21 protein-coding genes and 2 pseudogenes are annotated in these 21,851 nt (G+C 50.1%); 12 read left to right on the forward strand and 11 right to left on the reverse strand.

The genetic code is table 11. The features are described 5' to 3' along the window. Positions 1-47: 47 nt before the first annotated feature. Positions 48-2,177 carry a bifunctional diguanylate cyclase/phosphodiesterase gene (locus IM303_RS08130; RefSeq protein ID WP_049001136.1) on the reverse strand — a complete coding sequence of 710 codons (2,130 nt, stop codon included), beginning with the start codon at positions 2,175-2,177 and terminating at the stop codon, positions 48-50. A gap of 444 nt (positions 2,178-2,621) precedes the next feature. Between IM303_RS08130 and IM303_RS08135 the strand changes: the two genes are divergently transcribed. From IM303_RS08135 to dbpA, 4 genes are all read left to right on the forward strand, one after another. Further along, on the forward strand, positions 2,622-3,764 hold the full coding sequence (locus tag IM303_RS08135) for a methyl-accepting chemotaxis protein (RefSeq protein WP_059357664.1): 1,143 nt from the start codon (positions 2,622-2,624) through the stop codon (positions 3,762-3,764). 154 nt (positions 3,765-3,918) lie between these two features. Next, positions 3,919-4,902, forward strand: coding sequence for a zinc transporter ZntB (zntB, locus tag IM303_RS08140; protein ID WP_028013350.1), 984 nt, complete (start codon positions 3,919-3,921; stop codon positions 4,900-4,902). A 291-nt stretch (positions 4,903-5,193) separates the two neighbouring features. Beyond that, complete coding sequence (locus IM303_RS22190) at positions 5,194-5,358, forward strand: hypothetical protein (protein ID WP_320700827.1); 165 nt, start codon at positions 5,194-5,196, stop codon at positions 5,356-5,358. Positions 5,359-5,385: 27 nt separating this feature from the next. Beyond that, a complete protein-coding gene (dbpA, locus tag IM303_RS08145) occupies positions 5,386-6,759 on the forward strand; it encodes an ATP-dependent RNA helicase DbpA (protein WP_049001141.1) in 1,374 nt (457 codons plus the stop codon). Between the two features lie 42 nt (positions 6,760-6,801). Here dbpA and ttcA read toward each other — a convergent pair whose 3' ends face one another. The 10 genes and pseudogenes from ttcA to IM303_RS08190 form a co-directional block, all read right to left on the reverse strand. Beyond that, positions 6,802-7,737: a tRNA 2-thiocytidine(32) synthetase TtcA gene (gene ttcA / locus IM303_RS08150; protein WP_045260636.1), complete on the reverse strand. Its 936-nt coding sequence runs from the start codon at positions 7,735-7,737 to the stop codon at positions 6,802-6,804. A 49-nt stretch (positions 7,738-7,786) separates the two neighbouring features. Further along, positions 7,787-9,024, reverse strand: a pseudogene (locus tag IM303_RS08155) (Arm DNA-binding domain-containing protein). A 1-nt stretch (position 9,025) separates the two neighbouring features. Then, on the reverse strand, positions 9,026-9,238 hold the full coding sequence (gene xisR, locus IM303_RS08160) for an excisionase family protein (protein ID WP_014884030.1): 213 nt from the start codon (positions 9,236-9,238) through the stop codon (positions 9,026-9,028). Positions 9,239-9,302: 64 nt separating this feature from the next. Next, positions 9,303-9,545 (reverse strand): DUF4060 family protein, encoded by a 243-nt coding sequence (locus tag IM303_RS08165; RefSeq protein ID WP_020882485.1) that lies wholly within the window; start codon positions 9,543-9,545, stop codon positions 9,303-9,305. A 38-nt stretch (positions 9,546-9,583) separates the two neighbouring features. Beyond that, positions 9,584-10,669: a RecT family recombinase gene (locus tag IM303_RS08170; protein WP_193359792.1), complete on the reverse strand. Its 1,086-nt coding sequence runs from the start codon at positions 10,667-10,669 to the stop codon at positions 9,584-9,586. A gap of 9 nt (positions 10,670-10,678) precedes the next feature. Then, the gene (locus tag IM303_RS08175; protein WP_193359793.1) at positions 10,679-13,393 is read right to left on the reverse strand and encodes a RecE family exodeoxyribonuclease; all 2,715 of its coding nucleotides are present in this window, start codon (positions 13,391-13,393) and stop codon (positions 10,679-10,681) included. A gap of 140 nt (positions 13,394-13,533) precedes the next feature. After that, on the reverse strand, positions 13,534-13,698 hold the full coding sequence (locus IM303_RS22195) for a YdaE family protein (RefSeq protein ID WP_227014136.1): 165 nt from the start codon (positions 13,696-13,698) through the stop codon (positions 13,534-13,536). Further along, positions 13,691-13,846: pseudogene (locus IM303_RS22200) on the reverse strand (hypothetical protein); the annotation flags it as partial. The pseudogene IM303_RS22200 and the gene IM303_RS22195, both read right to left, overlap by 8 nt. A gap of 307 nt (positions 13,847-14,153) precedes the next feature. Beyond that, positions 14,154-15,263, reverse strand: coding sequence for a ParA family protein (locus IM303_RS08185; RefSeq protein WP_070533033.1), 1,110 nt, complete (start codon positions 15,261-15,263; stop codon positions 14,154-14,156). A gap of 149 nt (positions 15,264-15,412) precedes the next feature. Continuing rightward, complete coding sequence (locus IM303_RS08190) at positions 15,413-15,826, reverse strand: helix-turn-helix domain-containing protein (protein WP_193359794.1); 414 nt, start codon at positions 15,824-15,826, stop codon at positions 15,413-15,415. Between the two features lie 72 nt (positions 15,827-15,898). On the opposite strand from IM303_RS08190, the gene IM303_RS08195 reads away from it, so the two are divergent. The 8 genes from IM303_RS08195 to IM303_RS08230 all read left to right on the forward strand — a co-directional run bounded on the left by IM303_RS08195 (position 15,899) and on the right by IM303_RS08230 (position 21,727). Beyond that, positions 15,899-16,126, forward strand: a complete 228-nt coding sequence (locus IM303_RS08195) for a YdaS family helix-turn-helix protein (RefSeq protein ID WP_084832179.1) — start codon at positions 15,899-15,901, stop codon at positions 16,124-16,126. A 2-nt stretch (positions 16,127-16,128) separates the two neighbouring features. Further along, the gene (locus IM303_RS08200; RefSeq protein WP_193359795.1) at positions 16,129-16,680 is read left to right on the forward strand and encodes a toxin YdaT family protein; all 552 of its coding nucleotides are present in this window, start codon (positions 16,129-16,131) and stop codon (positions 16,678-16,680) included. Between the two features lie 84 nt (positions 16,681-16,764). Next, the gene (locus IM303_RS08205) at positions 16,765-17,682 is read left to right on the forward strand and encodes a replication protein (protein ID WP_038419655.1); all 918 of its coding nucleotides are present in this window, start codon (positions 16,765-16,767) and stop codon (positions 17,680-17,682) included. Further along, on the forward strand, positions 17,679-18,365 hold the full coding sequence (locus tag IM303_RS08210) for a replication protein P (RefSeq protein WP_193359796.1): 687 nt from the start codon (positions 17,679-17,681) through the stop codon (positions 18,363-18,365). The genes IM303_RS08205 and IM303_RS08210 overlap by 4 nt, the downstream gene beginning before the upstream one ends. Before the next feature lie 275 nt (positions 18,366-18,640). Beyond that, on the forward strand, positions 18,641-19,090 hold the full coding sequence (locus IM303_RS08215) for a carboxymuconolactone decarboxylase family protein (RefSeq protein ID WP_014832179.1): 450 nt from the start codon (positions 18,641-18,643) through the stop codon (positions 19,088-19,090). 303 nt (positions 19,091-19,393) lie between these two features. After that, positions 19,394-19,612: a hypothetical protein gene (locus IM303_RS08220; RefSeq protein WP_038419652.1), complete on the forward strand. Its 219-nt coding sequence runs from the start codon at positions 19,394-19,396 to the stop codon at positions 19,610-19,612. A gap of 105 nt (positions 19,613-19,717) precedes the next feature. Further along, positions 19,718-20,038, forward strand: a complete 321-nt coding sequence (locus IM303_RS08225) for a nitroreductase (protein WP_227014137.1) — start codon at positions 19,718-19,720, stop codon at positions 20,036-20,038. A gap of 531 nt (positions 20,039-20,569) precedes the next feature. Beyond that, positions 20,570-21,727, forward strand: coding sequence for a HEPN/Toprim-associated domain-containing protein (locus IM303_RS08230; protein ID WP_182035515.1), 1,158 nt, complete (start codon positions 20,570-20,572; stop codon positions 21,725-21,727). The last annotated feature ends 124 nt before the right edge of the window (positions 21,728-21,851 follow it).

The raw sequence follows: 21,851 nt of genomic DNA on the forward strand, positions 1-21,851 counted from the left end.
ACTGACCCGCATGTATACTCCCTTGAAACATACTCTACTCAATCCCGTCAGGCATGATTTTTTTGTGAAATAAATTCGGGGTCCGTTTGAATTTTACTTATGGGTATAATTTGTTTGTCTGAGTTTTTTTGTAGCAGCAGCCACGGAACCTGTTCAGCGGGCAAGGGGCGGGAGAAAAGGTAGCCCTGGAGATAGTCACAGCCGAGGCTGGTCAGTATTGCCTGCTGTTCGTCCGTTTCAATCCCCTCGGCAACGACAGTCATTTCCATGGTGCGGGCAATATTAATAATGGTTTCCACCAGCTTGCGGCTTTTTTCATTTCCCAGCATAGAGGACACAAAGCTCTTGTCGATTTTAAGCTCTTTTGCCGGAAGAACGCTCAGCATCAGCAGGTTGGAATAGCCCGTGCCAAAATCATCAATAGAGACGGTGATCCCCGCATGGTTAAAGGCGTTGAGCAGCTCGATGCTGCGGTCGAGGTTTTTTAGCGCGGTACTCTCCGTGACCTCCAGGATCAGCCTTGAGGGCGACAGATTATATTTATCCAGCATGGACGACACGATGTGAAAGATATCCGGCTGTTCGAACTGAATGGGAGATAAATTGAGCGATAACGTCCACTGGCTGAAACCTTGTTCAGTCCAGAAATGAAGCTGCCGACACGCGGCTTCAATAGCCCAGTTGCCAACCGGAATAATCAAACCCGTTTGTTCCAGAGTGGGTAAAAACAGACCTGGCAGCAAAACGCCTTGCTCCGGATGCCGCCAGCGCAGAAGAGCCTCAAAACCGTGGATCGTCTTATCTTTAGCATGCCAGGTTGGCTGATACCACAGTTCAAACCGATCGCTTTCCAGCGCTTGATAAAGTTCCTGCAGAAAACCCGGCTGCGCCGGAACCGCCGTTGACATCTCAGGGCGGTAAAACGCCCAGCCGTTACGACCTTCTTGCTTAACGTGGTGTAAGGCGGCATCCGCCTTAAACTTCAGTTCATGCAGCGTTTCGCCATCCTGAGGATAAAGGCTTACACCCGCGCTGAGGGTGGTACTCAGCATATGTCCGCAAAGGGATAGCGGACGGCGCATATCCGCGAGCAGCGTCGTGAGCAGGGTAGTGAGCTTTTCTTCGTCGTATTCGGGAACCAGCAGGATAAAGGCATCCCCACCCAGCCTGGCCAGCGTCATCTCTCGGGTAAGTAGGGAGGTGATGCGCTGGGCAATGGTAATTAATAACTCATCACCGACGCTGTGACCCCAGGTATCATTCACGCGTCTGAAGCGATCGACATTCAGAAAAACCACGGCAAATTGTTTGTTACTCAACAAGGCGCTGTGCAGACAATCCTGCATTCGGATATCCATCTGCTGGCGGTTTGCGAGGCCGGTGAGAGCGTCAAAGCGAACCTGTAGCTCAAGCTGACGGTTGAGTTGGCGCAAATTATCCGTCAGCCGGCTGGTCCGCCAGTGCGAATCGATAAGCGAAATAATTAACATCATGCCGAGCAGGGAGAGCGTGGTGACGGAAACCCAGATGGATAACCCCAGCTCGCTGACCCCGCCGGGGAGCGTATGCGCCATCTCATGGAAATGCGCGGCGCTCATGCCCGTATAGTGCATCGCGCAAATGGCGGCGCCCATGACTAACGCGGCGAGAATGCGAGTCACAAAGACCCCTTTGTGCTTATCTCTAAGGCGAAAAGCCAGCCACAGCGCCACACCGGAGGCGACCACGGCGATCATCACGGACACACCCACAATGCGCCGATCCCAGAGGATGCTTCCTTCCAGCATCAACGCGGCCATGCCGATATAGTGCATAGCGACCACGCCAGCGCTGAGGATAACCGTGGCGAAGAACAGCCGAAAGGGAGAGAGGTGTTTGCCCGTAACGGCAATATTTATTGCTATCGTGGAGGCAACGATAGCCACGCCGAGAGACGCAAGGGTTAGCCATAGGTCATAGCTCATCATCATCGGCATTTGCATCGACAGCATACCGATGAAGTGCATTGACCAGATCCCGATGCCCAGCGTGATCCCGCCGGCAATGCGCCAGAACAGAGCCGCTTTACGGCTGGAAAGGGGAATTTTCCCGGCGCTGTCCAGGGCCACAAAGGAGGCGATAAACGCCACCAGATAAGAGACAGCGATCAACACAGGGTCCCACGATATATTGAGCATTATGCAATCCCACGCCTGAGAGGGTTACCGATTTTGCCGGCCGGCACGTCTTTATCTGGCAACGAACATGCGCATTCAAACCATATTAGTTATTTATCGTGGAAAAGAGCCACTTATATAAAAGGTCAAACTTACCCGAAATATAAAATATATTCTTTATGTTAATGCATTAAGTACTGCTAAACATAGTCGATAGATTGTAGCAAAGCGTCTTAAATATGTGTGCATGCACCGCAGATAATGGTATCGCTTCAGGGGGCTTTGGACCAGCAATACAGTATATAGGGCATGACATTTCTACTAAAACCCCTTTTTTATCTGACTTAAGTTAAATACAGGGTGGGTAACGGCGAAACGAGAAGCCAGCGTATTATGTGAGGACAAACGCAAAAGTGAATGCTATAAATCTAAATGCCGACCAAAATATAAGTTGTGGGTAAAATCATGCTAAGAAATATTAGTGTCAGGACCTTTATTGCCTGGTTCCTGCTGTGCCTGTTTTTAGTGAATGCAGGTATCGTTGCTCTATTTTCCAGCAATCTTCCTCTTTTCGTTTCGATTAATCTGGTCAATTTCGTTGGATTATTTTTGCTCTGGAGTTATATGACGAAGTTTCTTGTGACGCCGATCAATACTGTGAAAAAAAGTATTGAAGAAGTGACCGCAGGCAACTTAGGCGTCTCTATCCCCGAGTTTGGCAATAACTGCGCGGGGCGATTAATTCCCGGGATTAATACTCTTTCCAGCAACATCGCTACGCTGGTGCGTGAGATCAGGGCATCATCACAAAACGCCATGGCCTTGTCGGATCAGCTATCTTCCCGCAGTGCTCAGCTCTCGGTGAAAACAGAGCAGCAGTCTGCATCTCTGGTGCAAACTGCGGCAAGTATGGAGCAGATGGCGGCAAGTACCCGAAACAATGCCGATAATACCCGGCTGGCGAGCGAGCAGGCAAACGCCGCGACGCTGCAGGCGCGCAAGGGCGGAGATCTGATGGAACAGGTTGCCAGCAATATGCAATCCATTACCGAGTGCGCGCAGCAGATGACGGAAATTATCTCCCTGATCGACGGGATTGCATTCCAGACGAATATTCTGGCGCTTAACGCGGCCGTCGAGGCCGCGCGGGCGGGCGATCACGGGAAAGGGTTCTCCGTGGTCGCAGAGGAAGTCCGAAACCTGGCTCACCGCAGCGCCGAGGCGGCGAAAAACATCAAAACGCTGATTGACGTTACCAGCAGTAATGTCACCCAGGGTGCCAGCGTTGTGTCGGAAGCGGAGAAGAATATGCGTGACATCGTGACCGGCTCCGGCAACGTCAGCCGGTTAATGGACGAAATTTCTACCTCAACCGCAGAGCAGGAGAAGGGCATTTCCCAGATCACGCTGGCGCTGTCCGAACTGGAGCGGGTCACGCAAAGCAACGTGGCGATGGCGGAGGAGCTCAACGGTTCCTCTGATGTGCTGCGTAATCAGGTGATCGAACTGCAGACGCGGACCCGAAATTTCAGGCTGGACCAGGGGCACCCCCCGTCACCCGTAGCCAGCCCTGTCTCGTTTCATCCGCGCCCCGAGCACTCTCATTGACAGCTTCCCGAAGCCTGGCATACCAGGCTTTTTTATTCTCAAAATATAGCGTGTACAATTCCTGAGCGATTTCAGCGCGATGCGAAACATAGTTGTTGCTTAACCCCTGATGGAAGCTAGACTGACATCGAAAGAGCCAAACAGGGGAGGCGCTGTGGAGAGCATTAAAGGATCCGAACTTAACGTTCCTGACGCAGTTTTTGCGTGGGTGCTGGACGGTCGCGGCGGTGCCCGACCGTTGGAAGATGATGATGTCATTGATAAAGAGCATCCCTGCTGGCTACATCTGAACTATACCCACCCGGACAGCGCTGACTGGCTGGCCTCGACTCCGCTGCTGCCTAACAACGTACGTGATGCGCTGGCGGGGGAAAGCCTGCGGCCTCGCGTAAGCAGGATGGGTGACGGGACGCTTATCACCCTGCGCTGTATAAACGGCAGCACGGATGAACGTCCCGATCAGCTGGTTGCGATGCGCGTCTATATGGACGATGGGCTGATTGTTTCCACACGTCAGCGTAAGGTTCTGGCGCTGGATGACATTGTGAACGACCTCAAAGAGGGGACCGGACCGGTTGACTGCGGCAGCTGGCTGGTGGACGTCTGTGACGCCCTGACCGATCATGCGAGCGAATTTATTGAAGAGCTGCACGATAAAATCATCGACCTGGAAGATAATCTGCTCGATCAGCAGATCCCGCCGCGCGGCTTTCTGGCGCTATTGCGCAAGCAGCTGATCGTGATGCGTCGGTATATGACGCCACAACGGGATGTGTATGCCCGTCTGGCCAGTGAAAGACTCAACTGGATGAATGACGATCAGCGCCGCCGGATGCAGGACATTGCTGACAGGCTGGGCCGCGGGCTGGATGAGATCGATTCCTGTATCGCCCGAACGGCGGTGATGGCGGATGAAATCGCGCAGGTGATGCAGGAGTCGCTGGCGAGAAGAACCTACACGATGTCCCTGATGGCGATGGTCTTTTTACCCAGCACATTTCTGACAGGGCTTTTTGGCGTCAATCTGGGCGGTATACCCGGCGGCGAATATCGGTACGGCTTCACCGCGTTTTGCGTCATGTTAGTTGTTTTGATTGGTGGTGTTGCATGGTGGTTGCATCGTAGTAAATGGCTGTAAATTTACGATTTTTTCACCTTTTTCGAGGATTAAAACGCTCTTTTAATTGAGCGAAGTCAATAAACATCACCCCCGTAAGGTGCAATATTACTCCCGCAGGTGAATGCAACGTCAAGCGATGGGCGTTGCGCTCCATATTGTCTTACTTCCTTTTTTGAATTACTGCATAGCACAATTGATTCGTACGACGCCGACTTTATAGTCGGCTTTTTTTTGCCTCCTGTTTCTCAGCGTCTACCCTAAAAGGAACGACAGCAAATCCTGGAGGGAAAGATGAGCATTTTACTCGCTCTGCTACTGCAACACGCGCGTCAGTCCGATCCTGTCCCCACCGATCCCGTGCCGATGCCCGATCCCATTCCGCGTCCGCAGCCGATGCCAGACCCGCCGCCGGACGAAGAACCGATTAAATTGTCGCATCGAGCCCCGAGATCTGCGAGGATACGCGCCATCTGACCGTAAAGATGACCACGAGAGATTATTGTGACCGCTTTTTCTACCCTGAATGTTCTGCCTGCCGCCCAACTCGACAACCTCAACGAGTTGGGATACCTCACGATGACGCCTGTTCAGGCGGCCGCGCTACCCGCTATCCTTGAAGGCCGGGACGTGCGTGTGCAGGCGAAAACGGGCAGTGGGAAAACGGCCGCTTTCGGTCTTGGTCTGCTGCAGCATATTGACGCGTCGCTGTTTCAGACCCAGTCACTGGTCCTGTGCCCGACCCGCGAGCTGGCAGACCAGGTCGCGGGTGAACTGCGTCGCCTGGCGCGCTTCCTGCCCAATACCAAGATCTTAACCCTCTGCGGTGGGCAGCCGTTTGGCGCACAGCGCGATTCGCTCCAGCACGCGCCGCACATTATTGTCGCGACGCCCGGCCGCCTGCTTGATCACCTGCAAAAAGGCACCGTTTCGCTCGATGCCTTAAGCACGCTGGTGATGGACGAGGCGGACAGGATGCTGGATATGGGCTTCAGCGATGCCATTGATGAAGTGATCCGCTTCGCGCCGGCCGATCGTCAGACGCTGCTGTTCTCTGCGACATGGCCTGAAGCCATCGCCGCGATCAGCGGTCGCGTGCAGAATAATCCGCTCACCATTGAGATCGACAGCGTCGATGCGCTGCCGGCCATCGAACAGCAGTTCTTTGAAACCTCGCAGCAGGGAAAAATCCCGCTCCTGCAGAAACTGCTGAGCCAGCACCAGCCTGCGTCATGCGTAGTGTTCTGTAATACCAAAAAAGACTGCCAGGCGGTTTGTGATGCCCTGAATGCGGCGGGGCAGAGCGCACTGTCTCTGCATGGTGATCTGGAACAGCGCGATCGCGATCAAACGCTGGTGCGTTTCGCCAACGGCAGCGCCCGCGTGCTGGTCGCGACCGACGTCGCCGCCCGCGGTCTGGACATCAAATCCCTTGAACTGGTGGTGAACTATGAACTGGCCTGGGACCCGGAAGTGCACGTCCATCGTATTGGTCGTACCGCGCGCGCCGGAAACAGCGGCCTGGCCATCAGCTTCTGCGCACCGGAAGAGGCGCAGCGCGCCAATATTCTCTCAGAAATATTGCAGATCAAACTGAACTGGGTGAACGCGCCGGGGAACGTCAGGCTGATGCCGCTGGAGGCCGAAATGGCGACGCTGTGCATTGATGGCGGCAAAAAGGCCAAGATGCGACCGGGGGATGTGCTGGGCGCACTGACCGGAGATGTGGGGCTGGAAGGGGCGGATATCGGGAAGATTGCGGTTCATCCGGCACACGTGTACGTGGCGGTTCGCCAGGCGGTTGCGCATAAGGCGTGGAAGCAGCTGCAAAACGGCAAGATTAAAGGCAAAACCTGCCGCGTACATCTGCTGAAATAAGGCATAAAGCGTCTCAGAAGGTCTTTCTGAGACGCCCATCGCTTATTTCACTTCAAGCACGTTCAGACGCAACTCTTCGAACTGATTGTCATCATCTTCCGGCTGCCAGCCCGCAGGCTGCATTGGGATCTCTTCCCGGTCAAACGCCAAATCGCCACCATTCACCACCTCCGAGCCGTGGTTGATACCTTTGAAGTCGAACAGCTCTACGTCAGCGAGGTGGGAAGGAACCACGTTCTGCATCGCGCTGAACATGGTCTCAATACGGCCCGGATAACGTTTGTCCCAGTCGCGCAGCATGTCGCCAATCACCTGACGCTGCAGGTTCGGCTGTGAGCCGCACAGATTGCATGGAATGATCGGGAACCCTTTCGCCTGAGAAAAACGCTCAATGTCTTTTTCCCGGCAGTAGGCAAGAGGGCGGATCACAATATGCTTGCCGTCATCGCTCATCAGCTTAGGCGGCATGCCTTTCATCTTGCCGCCGTAGAACATGTTCAGGAACAGCGTTTGCAGGATATCGTCGCGGTGATGGCCCAGCGCAATTTTGGTCGCGCCCAGTTCCGTTGCTGTACGATAGAGAATGCCGCGGCGCAGACGGGAGCAAAGCGAGCAGGTGGTTTTTCCTTCCGGGATCTTTTCTTTCACGATGCCGTAGGTGTTTTCTTCGACGATTTTGTACTCAACGCCCAGCTGTTCAAGATATTCCGGCAGAATGTGCTCCGGGAAACCCGGCTGTTTCTGGTCAAGGTTGACCGCCACCAGGGAAAAATTAACCGGCGCGCTTTGCTGAAGATTACGCAGGATCTCCAGCATGGTGTAGCTGTCTTTACCCCCTGACAGGCAAACCATGATGCGGTCGCCTTCTTCAATCATGTTGAAGTCCGCAATGGCCTCGCCCACGTTACGGCGCAGGCGCTTTTGCAGTTTATTCAGGTTGTATTGCTCTTTCTTTGTATTTGATTGATTTTCTTGCATTTATTACTACCTTCGGAGCCAGTAGGGGCATAATAGGGGCAAAAATTTATCAGCGTGCGAGCTTATCGTTAAGCATCAGCACCTGTTCGCCATTCATTTCTTCAATCCACGCACCGTAGACTTCATAAACCATTTGCGCGTTTTCATGCCCCATCTGGCTGGCTATGAAAGACGGGTTAGCGCCGGCAGATAACAGCCAGCAAGCAAAAGTATGCCGCGTATGGTACGGATTCCGGCGGCGAATACCAGCACGTTTTACAGCTGCGTTGAATCTCGCACCTATGCTCGATAAAGAGTAGTAGGCTTTCTGTTCTCCCTTGCGCATCCGGGGTATGAAAACGAATCGCAGACTTTGATGTTCCACTGCGCCATACTCGCGATGATTAAAGACAATTTCGGTTTTAGGCTGCAGCGCCGTCAGCTTGCGCTGTGCTTTCAAGGCTTCAAGTGCCGGCTCTAAAAGGGTGATAACCCGGTTACCTGCTTCGGTTTTTGGTGGGCCGAACATGCCCAAGGCATTAAGATTGCGCTGTATATGAGCCGTACCTTTTTCCCAGTCAATATCTTCCCAGGCAAGGGCTGCGAGCTCTCCATGACGCACACCTGTATAAACTGCGAACGTCCACATATTGAGACTTTGGCCACGCTCGGATTCGGCAAGCAAGCTAAACTCCTGCTTCGTTAAAGGATCCGGTTTACTTTCCCTTTGTGTAGTTTCTTGATCCCTTCAAAAGGTTTGCCACTGATAAAGCCAGATTTGTGTGCAAACCGAAGAAGGGAGCACAGAAGCGATATATAGTTGTTCACGGTACGCACAGTGCGTCCCTGTTTGTTACTTCTCGGATTTGCCAGGTAAAGTGTCTCACCGTTCAACAGCTCCTTTCTGTATTTAAGAATGTCGCTGTGGCGTATAGTTGAAACAGGCGTATCTCCGTTAATGATGTGCATTAACGTACCGAGTTGTGAGCGAGTCTTACGCATCGTGTTCGCGCTAATTTCGGTTTCTTTAATGCTCGTCCATAGTTCACACAGTTCTGAAAAGGTTTGAACTGAAACGGTGGTTACGGTTTTTTTTGCTCTGGACGATGAAGGAAAGCGCTGGTGGTAATCAAACTCTCCAAGGTTGATCTCACTAACGATCACAGCCCGAAGATTCCCGGCTTTTTTGATGTTCGCCGGGGTGTTAATCCAACCTTTGAGAATTTCGCGGCATCGCTTTCCTCGGTACATAAACCAGATACAAATCTTATTGTTTCTGATTTCGACACCTGTAGGCAAAGCTGCCATCTTACGCATCCCTTATTAACTGATTAATTCTCGGATAGTTGTACCAGGTTGTGCCACGCAAGGTTTTTTCTCCGGAAGGAGAAACCCGTTTAAAATGGACACCTTCCACCCAACAGCCCTGTCGATACTTCTCAATCTGTCGTTCGGTCAGGCCTGTTTTTTCTGTGAGTCTTGCGCCAACAACCCATTCTTCGTTAAAAATTACCTGCGACATGGTTCACCTCAGGTAACCGGCATGAGTATAGATATGCCGGTCTGTAGTCGTTGATATTTCAGTTTCAGTTTGCCTGGCCGGGCAGGGAACGCAGTCGGCGCATACCAGTCATTGCTGTGGCCACGTAGCTTGCCTTGCAGTTGACCACTTCAACCCAGACCTTCACGCCTTCCACTCTCACCGTATAGGTCTCTTTCATCTTGCTGCGCCCATAGTCGCCGTATCTTTGCTGGTGGGCTGCGAGTGCGATTTCACATGCCTGGCGAGCCAAAGGGGATTGCTTACTGCCTCGATTAATCAGTCGCATTTCTTCTCCTTGAGGGAGGGTTTCCCCTCCCGATCTCGTTAGTCCACGTATTCCGGTTTCATATCCGCCAGGGTGATGCTGAACTGACCATGCAATTCGTCGCCCAGATGGCGTTTAGACGATGCAAGAACGCGCTCTACCTCTGCGAACCGCGCAGCTGCATCGGGTTCATCTGAAGGTGGCAAGGAATTGATGGCTGCTTCGACTTTGTTCCGTGCATCAACCAGGTAATAACGCTTCACGGCCTTGTTTTTCAGCTCAGTGAACAGGGCAGAACCCAGCATTGCTTTCACGGTTTCAATATCTGCGCGCAGAGCTTTAGCGCTATCCACATCCTGAGCCGCCTCGATGCGGTCACGAAAATCATCAGCAAGTGCATCGATGTTTTGAGCTGATTCCTGAGCCGTTTGAGTGGTAGTGACGTTGTCACCTGAAATGTCTGCAAGGCTAACGTGCTGCGCCGGTGCAGGGTTTACCTCTCGTTCTTCTCGTCGATCATCGAGCTCATCAGGGGTGTAAACGCCCAGAATCACATCCGGACAGAACAGTCTCGCCCAGCGTTTGACGGCCAGGTATGCCAGCTGCTGGCGGGGGTCGTCAGCCCAAAGGGTAGAGTTTCGGGTTCGGGCCTGAGCCAGCAGCAAATCGAGTTCCCTTGGCTGATCTTCACCTTTCAGGGTTGCGCGGATAATAATGCCGATCCCGGCTTCGTCAGCCAGGGTCCAGCCCGGGACGCGGTACTCGCCTTTGTCGCCTTTACGGATATGGAATTTCCCAACAACCTTTTCCCATGGTCCGTACCATTCATATTCAAAGCGGCTGGCCAGCACGCCGCTGCGTGAAATGACGGCATTAACCAGCTGCGCTTCATACCCGAGCACACCGTTAATCAGGTGCGTTTTTTGGGCCACGGCAAAGGGATTCATCTGCCACTGTGCCGCTTGCATCGCTACAGCCATGCAGTCGGCCTGGTTGCCCTGCAGGTGTTTAGGAACGGTAGCAGTGCCCTGCGCCATGATCTGCGCGAACGTGCTGATGGCGTTCAGATACTGGGAATCAAACAAAGCCACGTTGGAGTTAATAACGGTGTTCTGGTCAGTAACGGTAAGGTTAGTGTTATGCATAAATCCCCCTTAAGCCTGAGCGCGCAGCGCTTCGAGGCGGCGCAGGTCGAAATCGTTCAGTTCATCTGTGTAATCGGTAGTGATCGGCGCTGGCCATTCGCCCGTGTCGAATCCGGTTGCGATGGCGCGCATTGTTTTGCGGTACTCGAGCATGCCCAGTTCCAGCAATTCAGTGGATGCCTCAATGATGGCGATCCAGTGGTAGTTCTCGTCTTTGTTGACGAAAATCCAGAAGAACTGGTCCAGCGCCGCGGTCTCGCAATACATAGCCGCACTGAGGTGGTAGTCCCGGTCAATGATTTCCCGGTGCAGCCTGGCGCGCAGGCTTTCCTGTTTCACATTCCACATGCTGATGGTTTTCAGGTCCGCACCGATGCGCACGCCGTCCAGTTCGATTTCGAGGTCCGGACGTACACGCACTTCTAAACCTGTTTCGTCGTCAAAGCCGAAGTAGCTCACTTCAACGGCGCGGCTTGGATGTGTCAGCAGCATGCCAGCGGTCGGGTGCGCCAGGAGTGCAGACTGAATTGCCAGTGCTGTGGCCAGCTGCTGGCGGGTAACCAGAATCTTTTCGCCAGGGTTGTCGCGCCAGGCATCCAGCAGCTCGTCTGCGAACACGGCATCGGGCTTAACTGATTTAACTGCCTGGATCATGTCTGCTTTGCTGCCGGAGACTTTCAGCGGCGTCTGTTTCTGCGCTTCCTGTGCGACCAAATCAGGATTGATGATCGCTAATTGCTCGAGTAGCGCATCGCGGCTGCCGCTGGTTTTAACCGGCACGGGCAGGGTGGCGTTGTACTCTTTAATGCATGCCTTCATTGCCGTGGCTGTCTGCTTCTGGCCTTCTTCAATACGCTGGTACTCAGCAGGGAGAGCCATATAGCTTTGAGCCGTTTCTTCCAGGCTGGTGCAAGGCGCCACTGGAGCGGGAAGGGATGCGTTATGTTCTTCAAGCAACGCTTTAATCTCGTCAGCGCTCAGGAGTGCCGGCAGGCTGGCGTTGTACGCGTCGATGAACTCACGCAGAGTTGCGGTGGTCGTAAACGCACTTTTAGGGATCTCCGGTTCTACGCTGAACTCTGCTTCGAGGTTTTCCGGCTGCAGTGCAAGGGCGTGCACCAGATTTCCCATATCCAGCACTTTGGATGCTGTGCGCGGGATGGTTTTAGCCACATGGCGCGCGTTAAAGTACATCAGGCTGACGCGGGCATCTTTCACCTGGGTTGAGCTAATGCCGTTCGCAGCGTGATAAACGTCATTCGGTAGGCCTTCGTATCGGCCAGGTTCGAAGTCTGCAGGGAACTCCACTTCTGGGTTCGATTCCTGAACGTCAATTGTTGTTTCCTGCAACTGGTCTGCTTCTACGGAATCTGTCTGCGAATTAGCTGCATCAGTGCTTTCGCCCGGTGGTACCGAACCAACATCTTCGTCTTTCTCTGGCTTAGCCGCTTCCATCTGCACATCGCTGGTGGTCTCCGCTGTGTTTTCCGTTTTTACGACTTCATTTGAGGTGGTATTGATGCCCGGATTGTTATTTCCACCCATCAGGCCATCGATGGAGAACGCTCCACTGCCGAGATTTTCAACCTGCGGTTGTTCAACTGGGGCTTCAGTCTCAACTACAGGAGTAGGCAACGGCAGTAACTCCACAGCAGAGATAAACTCAGCCGTCATGGTTTTATTCACAAACTCAAGATGAGCCGCTGGCGTGTGGTGGATGTTTTCCGGCGCTATGCGGATCAGATTGAAGATTGCTGCACGGTTCACCGCCATTACGCCGGGCTGATTACGCAGGATGGTGCTCCATGATTTCCATGGTTCTTCTTTCTTCGCCACGATTTCTTTGCCGCGACGTAAAACGCTTGAGGGGATTTCAAAGTGATGGAAATCCATAGGCAGCAGGGCACATGCGATCTCAAGATCGAGAGTGTCCAGAGTGTGGTGCGCGCCTTCGCCACGATCCGTCACATAGCCACCGTCTGCATTGGTACCAGAATCAGTGCGCTGAACATTACTGATACGATTACCGGCAGCCCATTCACGAACGAGAATGCCGCGATCGATATGCTCGGTGTTGAACCAGGTCTTAAAGAAATGAATGACAAGAGACAGCTCTGTCCGCTTCCCGTCTAACGGGAATACAGTCTTCAGAGCCTCAACAACCCTAGCAATTTCGAATTCAGTCGCTTTTTTGAACGCATCGACGTTCTCTGCAGCGAGCAGCATGTTTTGAACGTAGCTGTTATCGACATCCATCTCGAGCTGTTGAATTTCTCTCTTCTGCTCAGTGTCGATGTGATAGGCGTACTCGTCAGAAATGAACTGAGCCAGAATGCGCTGACGCAGTGGGAGCGTAGCAACGGTGAGCAGCTCAGGCATCTTTGTGTCGGTAGCAGTAATACTGCAAGTTGACTGCTCAGAAGAGTTCTGGTGAGAATCTTCAAGCTGTAACTTCACTTTCCACGTACGCTGGTCTTCGTCCAGTTCGTAGCGTTTGCACCAGGTGTAATCCACGGTGCTTTCTTCCGGGAGGTCGTCGAAGACTGGGAAATCGGTGCGAACAGGTTTGGCATAATCCTTACCGCGGCCGGTTTCAACACCGGCATCTTCCAGCTCAACATCGAGCTGCAGGTTGGCACGGGCTTCAGATTTCGCAGTGAACCAAATCACTGCGTCTTCTTTGCCAGATTTCTGCGTAGCCTTCACTACATAGAAAAATTCCATGTGAGATCCTCTTTTTTGGATGTAAGATCCCCGGGCCAGAGAAAGCGCCCATTGGGTGAACTTTGGTTTATTAAGTAGTTTTCCGGTGTAACTTTGGTCGGGAGCACCGGACGTACGGGCCGCCTTGCGCGGCTTTTACGTTATGCCTCGTGTGCCATCTGGTCGTACGAAGCACAACGTTCAGAGCAGTATTCTTTTTCTTTGCGCGCCAGCTGTGCGCCGTTGCGATAGTGAAGGGTACTTTTGACTACTTCCTCCGGTTTAGCCGGCTTGCCGCAGTACCCGCATTTTGTTGAGTTACACATCTGGATTCCCCTTTTGCGCCAGCAGGTAGCACAAGCGGCGAAGAATCACTTCGAAGAAGTTCAGCTTTACAGCCTGCTGCCGTCCTGGCTTGCGTGCGAAATCAATCATTCTCACCCTCGTTTGCCTTATCGCCGGCCAGCGGAACGTTTACACCTGATGCGCGTTAATCTCTCCACCTCATCCGACTATTCGTATGCCGTCGGCGGCTACTTCGTGGGCGTCCTGCCTTGGTGGTTTGTAGTGCGTCTTGGTGATATCGATTAAATCACTGGTTTATAGTTGTGTCAATCACAAGTTTGTTATGGGTGTAAATCTACAGTTTACATTTCGATTTTTGTGAAGATAACGATATGAGGAAGGCAAAAGATATTGAGCTCAGGAGGGAGGAAATGAGGGATGGATTTTGCTTAGCGGTTCAGGGTAAAAAAAACCCGGCCTGGGCCGGGTTAGTAAATTATGCAGTGAGAATAAGAATACGGTCGGCTAACTTGTCGAACTGATAAGCAAATTGGTCACGGCTTTCCCGCATGGTGTTTAATGCATGACCAAATTGACCTGCTTCGGCAATTTGTTGATTCGTTAACGAGAACACAGGTGTTGATAAACGTTGGCTAATGGCTATCAACGAGTTGAAGTCAGAAATATGGGCCAGATTATAGGCCGCTAATTCTGATTCAGTCTGAGTTAACGCCTCTTGTACTTTCTCTCTTGGCATAACACAGTTTAATTCTGTTAACTGAGGAACCAAAATGTTATCCACGGCTTGGCTAATGTTATCAATCCATTTCTCAAAGGATTTCGCTGGAGAACCGTTACGAGGTCGATATCTTTGCTGGATCGTCCCTAAGAATTTAGGACTGTTTCCAATCGACCTGGCTGCACTTGCATGCGATTCATTTTGTTCTTTGAAATTACGGATTTCACGATACCATTTCAGTATATTAGTCGAAAGTGAACTTACAGCTTGCCAGCAGAAGAAGTCCGGAGCAGTAGGGACAATAAAGTAATCACTAGACATAAGCATTACTTCATTTAAACCGCCAACATTCGGGCTAAGGTCGTACAAAATATAGTCAACTTCATTATGCGCAGCTACAAGTTGCAACAGTTTAGGAAGGTTGCCAGGAATATTTCTTGTTGCAGGGATACCTGCAGCGATTTTAAGGGAAACACTGATTTGCGAGTCAAGATCCGAGACGCTTAAATGCCCCGGTAAAAGGAAAAGATTATCATTTAATGTTGGAGTTAGCTTTCCTTTATCTTGGGAAAGATAAGTCTCCGGTTGACCACCATTTATGAGGTAATCGACAATTGGTCCCATCGTCAAGTTTTCACGACTCTCGTAAAAGCTTTCAAGGCCTTCGTCCATTTTCTCAAAACCCAGAACCATTCCACTTAGGTTGCACTGAGAATCCAAATCAACCATTAAGACTTTCTTGCCTTTGCTTGCAATGCTCCATCCTAGATTGAAGGTTGTAGTCGTTTTACTTACTCCACCCTTGTGGTTGAAAAAACAAATTGACTTAGGCAAAGTCACATCTCCAGAAGTACGCTGTGTAGCCATAATTAGTTCCTTAATTATATCACTAAACAATCTATTTTTCAGATGAAGCGATTCACTGCTTGGAATATCTCGACAACGTTGAAAGCAATGACATTCAAGTGCTTGTTTGTTTTGGAGTAATCAGTGACATCTACATAGAAGGTTGTTAATCACTCTCTATTATTTCTTAAACGGCCTTTCATATACTTCTCATACAATTCATCAAGTTCTTTAAGACGAAGCGCAAAGATGCGAAGCATATTTTGCTTTTCTTCTTCAGGCAGTTGGCGATAGAGCTCAAGCAATCGTTGTTCGTCAGGTTTGATGCCATTTTTTTCGCCGACGTCCTCACCGAGAAGCCAGGCAACCGATACTCCTACTGAATCTGCAATAGCAAGTGCGGATTTCTTACTAATTACGCCTTTTTTGAACCAGCCGTTAACGGCCTGAGGAGTGACTCCGGCTATGCGCGCCATATCTGCTTTGGTGATGCCTCGGTTAGTGATTTCTGTGAGGCGATCCACCAATACTAAGTTGGGTTCTTCTTTTCTCATATCGGCATTGTAAATATTTGGTTTATACATGCAATACACTCTGGGTTTGCATTGAGTGTAAATCTGTGGTTTACTCTGACTTTTAATATGAAGGTAAAGAAAATGTCCGCACTTGATAAAGCAATTAGAGCTGCTGGGTCTGCCAGGAAACTAAGCACTGCACTTGGAGTAACAAGTATGTCCGTAAGCCACTGGAAGAATCGTGATCACGGGGTGGTACCCCCGCATTTCATTTTTCCCATTTTCAAAATGACAGGCGTAACTCCGCATGAACTACGCCCAGATCTCTACCCAAACCCAACAGACGGTTTACCTAAACAGGAGCCTTAACAATGCAAACTGTTTCATTTCAACAGAGTAGCAGAGCTTCCTCTAATTCACTGATATTCCAGTGTCATCAAAGCGAATCGGCAGTGAAGGATATCGATCATCGCGATATCTGCTCAGCGGTACGAGCTTGGGCGGCGGCAGAAGGGCGCATAGCTGTAGCACTTCAAATCCAAGAGGCGGCGGAAGAGCTTCAACTTGATGGCGTGGATTTCTCAGGCCAGGCCGATGTCTGGAACGTGAAGCTGTTTCGCTGGCTCGACAACAAAGAAGACTCCGCATCGTACCGGAGAAACGTCGAACAGCTGGTGCCCGCGATCATGTCTGTATTACCGATTCGGTACCGCGACCGTGTCGTTAAAAACGACTCCTATGCCTACCGGATGGCCAGGCTGGAGAAAGAGGTGAGTGAGGCGAAGCAAGCTCTGATGCTCGATGCACCAAAGAAGGAAAAGCTGAAGGAGTTAGGCGAGGGGATTTTTGAGATGTTCCGTGTCGATCCGGACCTTACTGCGCAGCTGCTGGCGATGGTCACAACCATGCTGGGGGCAATGTGAAGACTTCTGAAAAGGCGAAAGCCGCGGTGCTCGAACACCAACGGCTTTCAGGTGCAAAGACGGAGTGTAATTGCCGAGCTAAGTATGTCAAACACAGCTGAAATTATCAATTTCCCCCACAGAACCGAACAACCGGGAGGTCGTATGGCCGACCTGTCGAATGGGTATACCAAGGTCGCTAACGAGATCCAACAGCTAAAACCTCGTCTGAGAATGTCAGGCCGGGAGTGGCAGTGTTTTGAGGCGGTGATCTGGCTTACCTACGGCTGGAACAAGAAGCAGGACCGCGTTACGAACACGGTGATCGCCGAGCTTACAGGATTGAGTGATTCGCATGTTTCTGATGCGCTCAAATCGCTCGCAGAACGCAAAATTATCTTCAGTCAGAAGCAGGGCGTGATGAAAACGGTCGGTATAAATACTGACCTTTCTGCCTGGATTTTAGACAAACCGAAAACGGGAAAAGTCTTCCCGAAATCGGGAAAAGTGTTACCGAAAACGGGAAAAACCTTCCCGGAAACGGTAGACACCCAAGACTATAACAAGAACAATATTAAAATATCCTCGTCTCGGAATTCTGACGAATCCCGAAACCAGAAAACTCAACAGTTTCTCTCACGCCATCCAGAAGCTGCCGCTGGGATATACACCCCAGCAGGTAAATCATGGGGATCCGCTGATGACCTCAAGGCCGCACGCTGGATTTACGACAGGCTTCTTACCGTCAACGCATCGCTATCTGAACCCAACTGGGCTGAATGGGCGAATACCATCAGGCTGATGCGTGTCCAGGACAAGCGTACTCACTACGAAATCTGTGACCTGTTCCAGTGGGCTAACCGGGACGAGTTCTGGAAAGACAACATCCTGAGTCCTTCCAGTCTGCGCAAGCAGTGGGATCAGCTCACCACCAAGCGGCTGCGCGCAACCGGAACGGCAAAGCCATCCCGGGGCGGCATTGACCTGCATAACACCGACTGGATTGACGGGGTGCTGAAATGAAAAACCTTGCCGAGAGTATTCGCGATTTTGACCGGGAACAGGCACGCCGTGTGGCACACAACATGCCTGAGCAGTACACCGAACGCGAACAAACGCAGCAGGTGGCGCAGATTATCAACGGGTTATTCGTACAGCTGGCGGCCGCGTTTCCGGCAAGCCTGGTTAATCGAAGCCAGGAGGAAGTAAACGAGATCCGCCGTCAGTGGGTGCTGGCCTTCAAAGAAAACGGGATCACCACTCTGGAACAGGTTGAAGCGGGCATGTGCATGGTACGGCGCCAGGAGCGTCCATTCCTGCCTTCGCCAGGCCAATTCATCAAGTGGTGCAGGGAAGGGCGCAGCGTACTGGGGATCACCACCGCTGACGTCATGGCTGAGTACTGGAAGTGGCGTAAGCTGGTGTTCCGGTACCCGAGCAGCGAGCTGTATCCGTGGCCGAAGCCGGTTTTTTATCACATTTGTCTCGAACTGCGGCGCCGCGGAACCGATGGCCAACTGAGTCACAAAGAGCTTGAGCGTGAGGCTGGAGATATACTGGGTATGTGGGAAAAGCGGGTGCTGGCCAGGAAGCCGATTCCGCCCGTTCGACGGGCGTTGGCTGCACCAGTTGCTCCGAAGGGGCCGACACCGGCGGAGCTTTTGAAAGCTAAATATCAGCGGATGAAGGCCGAAGGGACGGCATAGGGAACATATAGTCTGATATGAGCGAGGAGCGGACTCTACCGTGGATTTTATCAACACTCAGGGTTTGCTTTTAAAATTGTTATCCAGTTTTACTGCATGAGGTATCCCATAATTGTCCTACCGTTTTACTCATTTTTTGTCTCTTTTATCTATGACATCAATGGTTAAGATTACAACGTCTGAGCAGACGTACTAATTTAAATTCTGTCATTCAGTCGTAGCGATTCTGTGAGGCATCTTTTTATTTTAAACAACTCAAAAAGGTGGAAATAACGATGAAGCGTCCAAACTGGTTTCAAGTTTCCGATAAAGGTGGCAAGGCTATAGCAGCGCTCCATCATTACGCCACTACTGGTACAGGTTTACCTGCCGAGCTGATCCATTTAATTTTTTTAAGAGTTTCCCAGATCAATGGTTGTGCACACTGCATAGATATACATACTCGCGATCTTATCAAGAGTGGCATGTCCGTCGAAAAGATTGTATTGGTGCCTGTCTGGCGAGAAGCTACCTATTTATTCTCGGATATAGAGCAAGCTGCCCTCTCATGGGCGGAAGAAGTTACCCGTGTTAGTGAAACACATGCTTCCGATGAAGCATATTCCGCAGCGCTTTCTGTATTCGGTGAAAAAGATTTGGTTGAACTTACCATTGTTATTGCCACCATGAATGCCATTAATCGTATGGGTATTAGTTTTCGAATGAAGCCGCTTGCTAAAGCTTGACAGATGTAAATAGCTCCCATAAAGGACTCTGGAGCTATATTAAAGTCTGCTTCTGGCACACAAATGACATCCCAGCCTGTGCATGACCGTAAAAACTACCTTCACTTGATAAGCCGCTTCGGGTTATGACGAGGCGCTTGTGTGACATGCTGGAAAACCAACCTAGATGTTTACTGAAAGCCTCATTGCCGTAAGGCTAAACGAACCTTAGAAATTTTCAAGGCGAAATAAACACATAAGTCTTCTCCACGTGTGTTATAACCGAGTTTGAAATCGCCACCACTGGCGGTTAAGAGGCATCTCATGAAACTACGCATCACAAGAGCAATCGGCCTCAGCAAGTTCTCGCCACGTTGGGTTAAGGTTATCTGTTTACGGTTGACTAAAAACGATATTGAGCGCTCCCTCAACGCGCTTCTGACCAACATCGATGAATCTGATCTCTCTCCGGATCAAGTGAAAGCATTGAGGGAATGTGTTGACAGAATTAACCTGGCAAGAGGAAAGAGGTTTCAGGCGTGAGAACGTAAGACACTGATCGCATAACGATTTAAAGGTTTTCTTCCTATTCTTATATTATGTTTTTCATTATCTAAATTTTCTAAGCTACAGATTTTCTAAGAGGTAATGGTGGAAAAGGACTTAACGTCAGAACAAATCGAAATCGTAAACCGTATTGTCTTTGAGCAGATTGACAAGATGCAGGCTAGGGTAGCCGAGATTGTTGCTGAGACGGAGAGAACTGCACATCAGCAGTTGCGGGATCACTGGATTGATATGACTGAGTTTTATCCGGCGAATAAGGATTTTTTGATGATGACCCTTGTTCAGCACTTGATTGATAAAGTGCATGGCGGCGATATGTGTCTTGCCCAAAAGGTGATCACGATGGAGGCGAGACGGCTGAATGTTAATGTAAACGTTGAGGCCAATAAAACGAGAGATTGAGTTGACAGTAGCAGAACTGCAACGCTTGTTTGTCTAGCGCAGGCAGCACCAGTGGCACCGAAGGGGCCGACGCCAGTGGAGCTTTTGAAAGCAAGATATGAGCGCATGAAGGCTGGTGGAAGGGTAGAGGGATGAAATGATCCGCTTTGAGCGAGAAACGGACATAACCGTATACTACGTTAGTTCACAACGATGGAATCACTAACATATATCGAATACGAATCTACGGGGAACAGGTCATAATCACGAGGAATGACTTAGAACCTACCCCATTAAGCGTATCGTTACAGGTAGATTGTACACGGACAGAGCGTAAGAACCGGAGTGTACACGTAGTACATGAAAACTCTGAGTACTGCCTATGGACAAACAGGAAAACAAGATAACTCTAATGGGATAGACTCTTACAGAGTTTTCTGAACCTGAATCACATGAAATAGTTATCTATAGCAGCAAATAGATCGGTGATACATTGAGATAACATGCTATCGGTTTATGTATAGATCACAGAAAACGAAATGAGGTTTGCAAATGGGCACATATGCAAGTATCACGCTAAACGGATTTACAATCGAAGAGTGGAAAAATACTTGGCATCGCTGGCATTTCCGTGAAAGCGAGCGCGTACGTGAGCTTGATAAAGATTCAGGCGAAGTTATATTTCAAGGATATCGTTCAACTGCGGGTACTATTCGTAAACGGCTGGCACTGGAAGGATACACAGAGAAACAACTGGAAAATGAGTTTCATGACGTGCGAAAAACCTGGATTAGCAAATTGGAATCGTGGGGAGAAAGCGATTACGAATGTGCGCTAAAAATTCTAAGACATCACACTAACATCAATGAGTGGATTCATCTGTTTATTGACGCCAATAAAATTGGATATTCTGAGCATGAATCACAAAGTCTGCACAATGATAATAACCTACTAAATTTTATGCTTTCAGACGATTTTGATGAATACCCAAATTATACCGCTGGAGACTTTCACTTTCCATGTAAGACATCCGAATGCTGGACAGTTGCCATTCTTAGCTTTACACCAGATGATGCATTGGTTGAGTTAGATATGACTGATCTGATTAGTGCTGGCTGGGCTGATGACTTTAACGACATTGCGGAAATGCAATCAGGCAAGACGTCATTTTATAGTAACTTCTCCAGTTTCCTTGATGAGCTGGTAATTCTTCCCACGAATCTGCCAGAATTTCACTTAATGCAACGCTTAGCATTCAGTGGCGTATTCTCAGCATTAGAAGCTTACCTGTCTGACACCATGAAAAAGCAGGTTCTTAATCGCCCTGCAGTAAAGCGTCGATTTATTGAGTCTCATGACAAATTTTCTGGCATGAAAAAATTTACCTTTAATGAAATATTCAAAAAAATGGATGAACTTGATCAGCTGATAATTGATGAATTGGATTTTATATCCTTTCACAATATGGATGTTATTCCCGAACTTTTTAAAAGGGTCCTTTTTATCGACTTTCCAAAAGATTGCATTAGTGCATTATGTGAAGCGGTAAAAAAACGTCATGACATCGTTCACAGAAACGGCAAGGATACATCGGGGAAGTTAATTTCTGTAACTAATCAAGATGTGATAGCTCTTACTGATCTGGTTAGGCGAGTGGTTTCCCATATAGACAATCAAATTTTAAATTTACAACGAAATGATATCGAATGAAGTAATCAATCCATTAATCTATTATTTGATATGACTCGTCGTTAAAAACTTGCAGGCGTTAAAACTAAGAGCCTATCTCTTTTAGCTCAGACTTGACCTGACAGTTTTATCTGGCAGCAGACTA

Origin of the sequence: Enterobacter cloacae complex sp. P38RS, from assembly GCF_014930775.1 — a bacterium.
GTDB classification, from domain to species: domain Bacteria; phylum Pseudomonadota; class Gammaproteobacteria; order Enterobacterales; family Enterobacteriaceae; genus Enterobacter; species Enterobacter bugandensis.

Coding starts and splice junctions, on each gene's coding strand:
- xisR (WP_014884030.1), bottom strand. CDS start 9,238: ATGTCGCAGGTAATTTTTAACGAAGAATGGGTTGTTGGCGCAAGACTC.
- IM303_RS22195 (WP_227014136.1), bottom strand. CDS start 13,698: ATGTGTAACTCAACAAAATGCGGGTACTGCGGCAAGCCGGCTAAACCG.
- IM303_RS08225 (WP_227014137.1), top strand. CDS start 19,718: ATGGTGGAAAAGGACTTAACGTCAGAACAAATCGAAATCGTAAACCGT.
- IM303_RS08190 (WP_193359794.1), bottom strand. CDS start 15,826: ATGTATAAACCAAATATTTACAATGCCGATATGAGAAAAGAAGAACCC.
- IM303_RS08210 (WP_193359796.1), top strand. CDS start 17,679: ATGAAAAACCTTGCCGAGAGTATTCGCGATTTTGACCGGGAACAGGCA.
- IM303_RS08230 (WP_182035515.1), top strand. CDS start 20,570: ATGGGCACATATGCAAGTATCACGCTAAACGGATTTACAATCGAAGAG.
- IM303_RS08175 (WP_193359793.1), bottom strand. CDS start 13,393: ATGGAATTTTTCTATGTAGTGAAGGCTACGCAGAAATCTGGCAAAGAA.
- IM303_RS08195 (WP_084832179.1), top strand. CDS start 15,899: ATGTCCGCACTTGATAAAGCAATTAGAGCTGCTGGGTCTGCCAGGAAA.
- IM303_RS08130 (WP_049001136.1), bottom strand. CDS start 2,177: ATGCTCAATATATCGTGGGACCCTGTGTTGATCGCTGTCTCTTATCTG.
- IM303_RS08215 (WP_014832179.1), top strand. CDS start 18,641: ATGAAGCGTCCAAACTGGTTTCAAGTTTCCGATAAAGGTGGCAAGGCT.
- IM303_RS08220 (WP_038419652.1), top strand. CDS start 19,394: ATGAAACTACGCATCACAAGAGCAATCGGCCTCAGCAAGTTCTCGCCA.
- IM303_RS08185 (WP_070533033.1), bottom strand. CDS start 15,263: ATGGCTACACAGCGTACTTCTGGAGATGTGACTTTGCCTAAGTCAATT.
- IM303_RS08135 (WP_059357664.1), top strand. CDS start 2,622: ATGCTAAGAAATATTAGTGTCAGGACCTTTATTGCCTGGTTCCTGCTG.
- ttcA (WP_045260636.1), bottom strand. CDS start 7,737: ATGCAAGAAAATCAATCAAATACAAAGAAAGAGCAATACAACCTGAAT.
- IM303_RS08205 (WP_038419655.1), top strand. CDS start 16,765: ATGTCAAACACAGCTGAAATTATCAATTTCCCCCACAGAACCGAACAA.
- IM303_RS08200 (WP_193359795.1), top strand. CDS start 16,129: ATGCAAACTGTTTCATTTCAACAGAGTAGCAGAGCTTCCTCTAATTCA.
- IM303_RS08170 (WP_193359792.1), bottom strand. CDS start 10,669: ATGCATAACACTAACCTTACCGTTACTGACCAGAACACCGTTATTAAC.
- IM303_RS08165 (WP_020882485.1), bottom strand. CDS start 9,545: ATGCGACTGATTAATCGAGGCAGTAAGCAATCCCCTTTGGCTCGCCAG.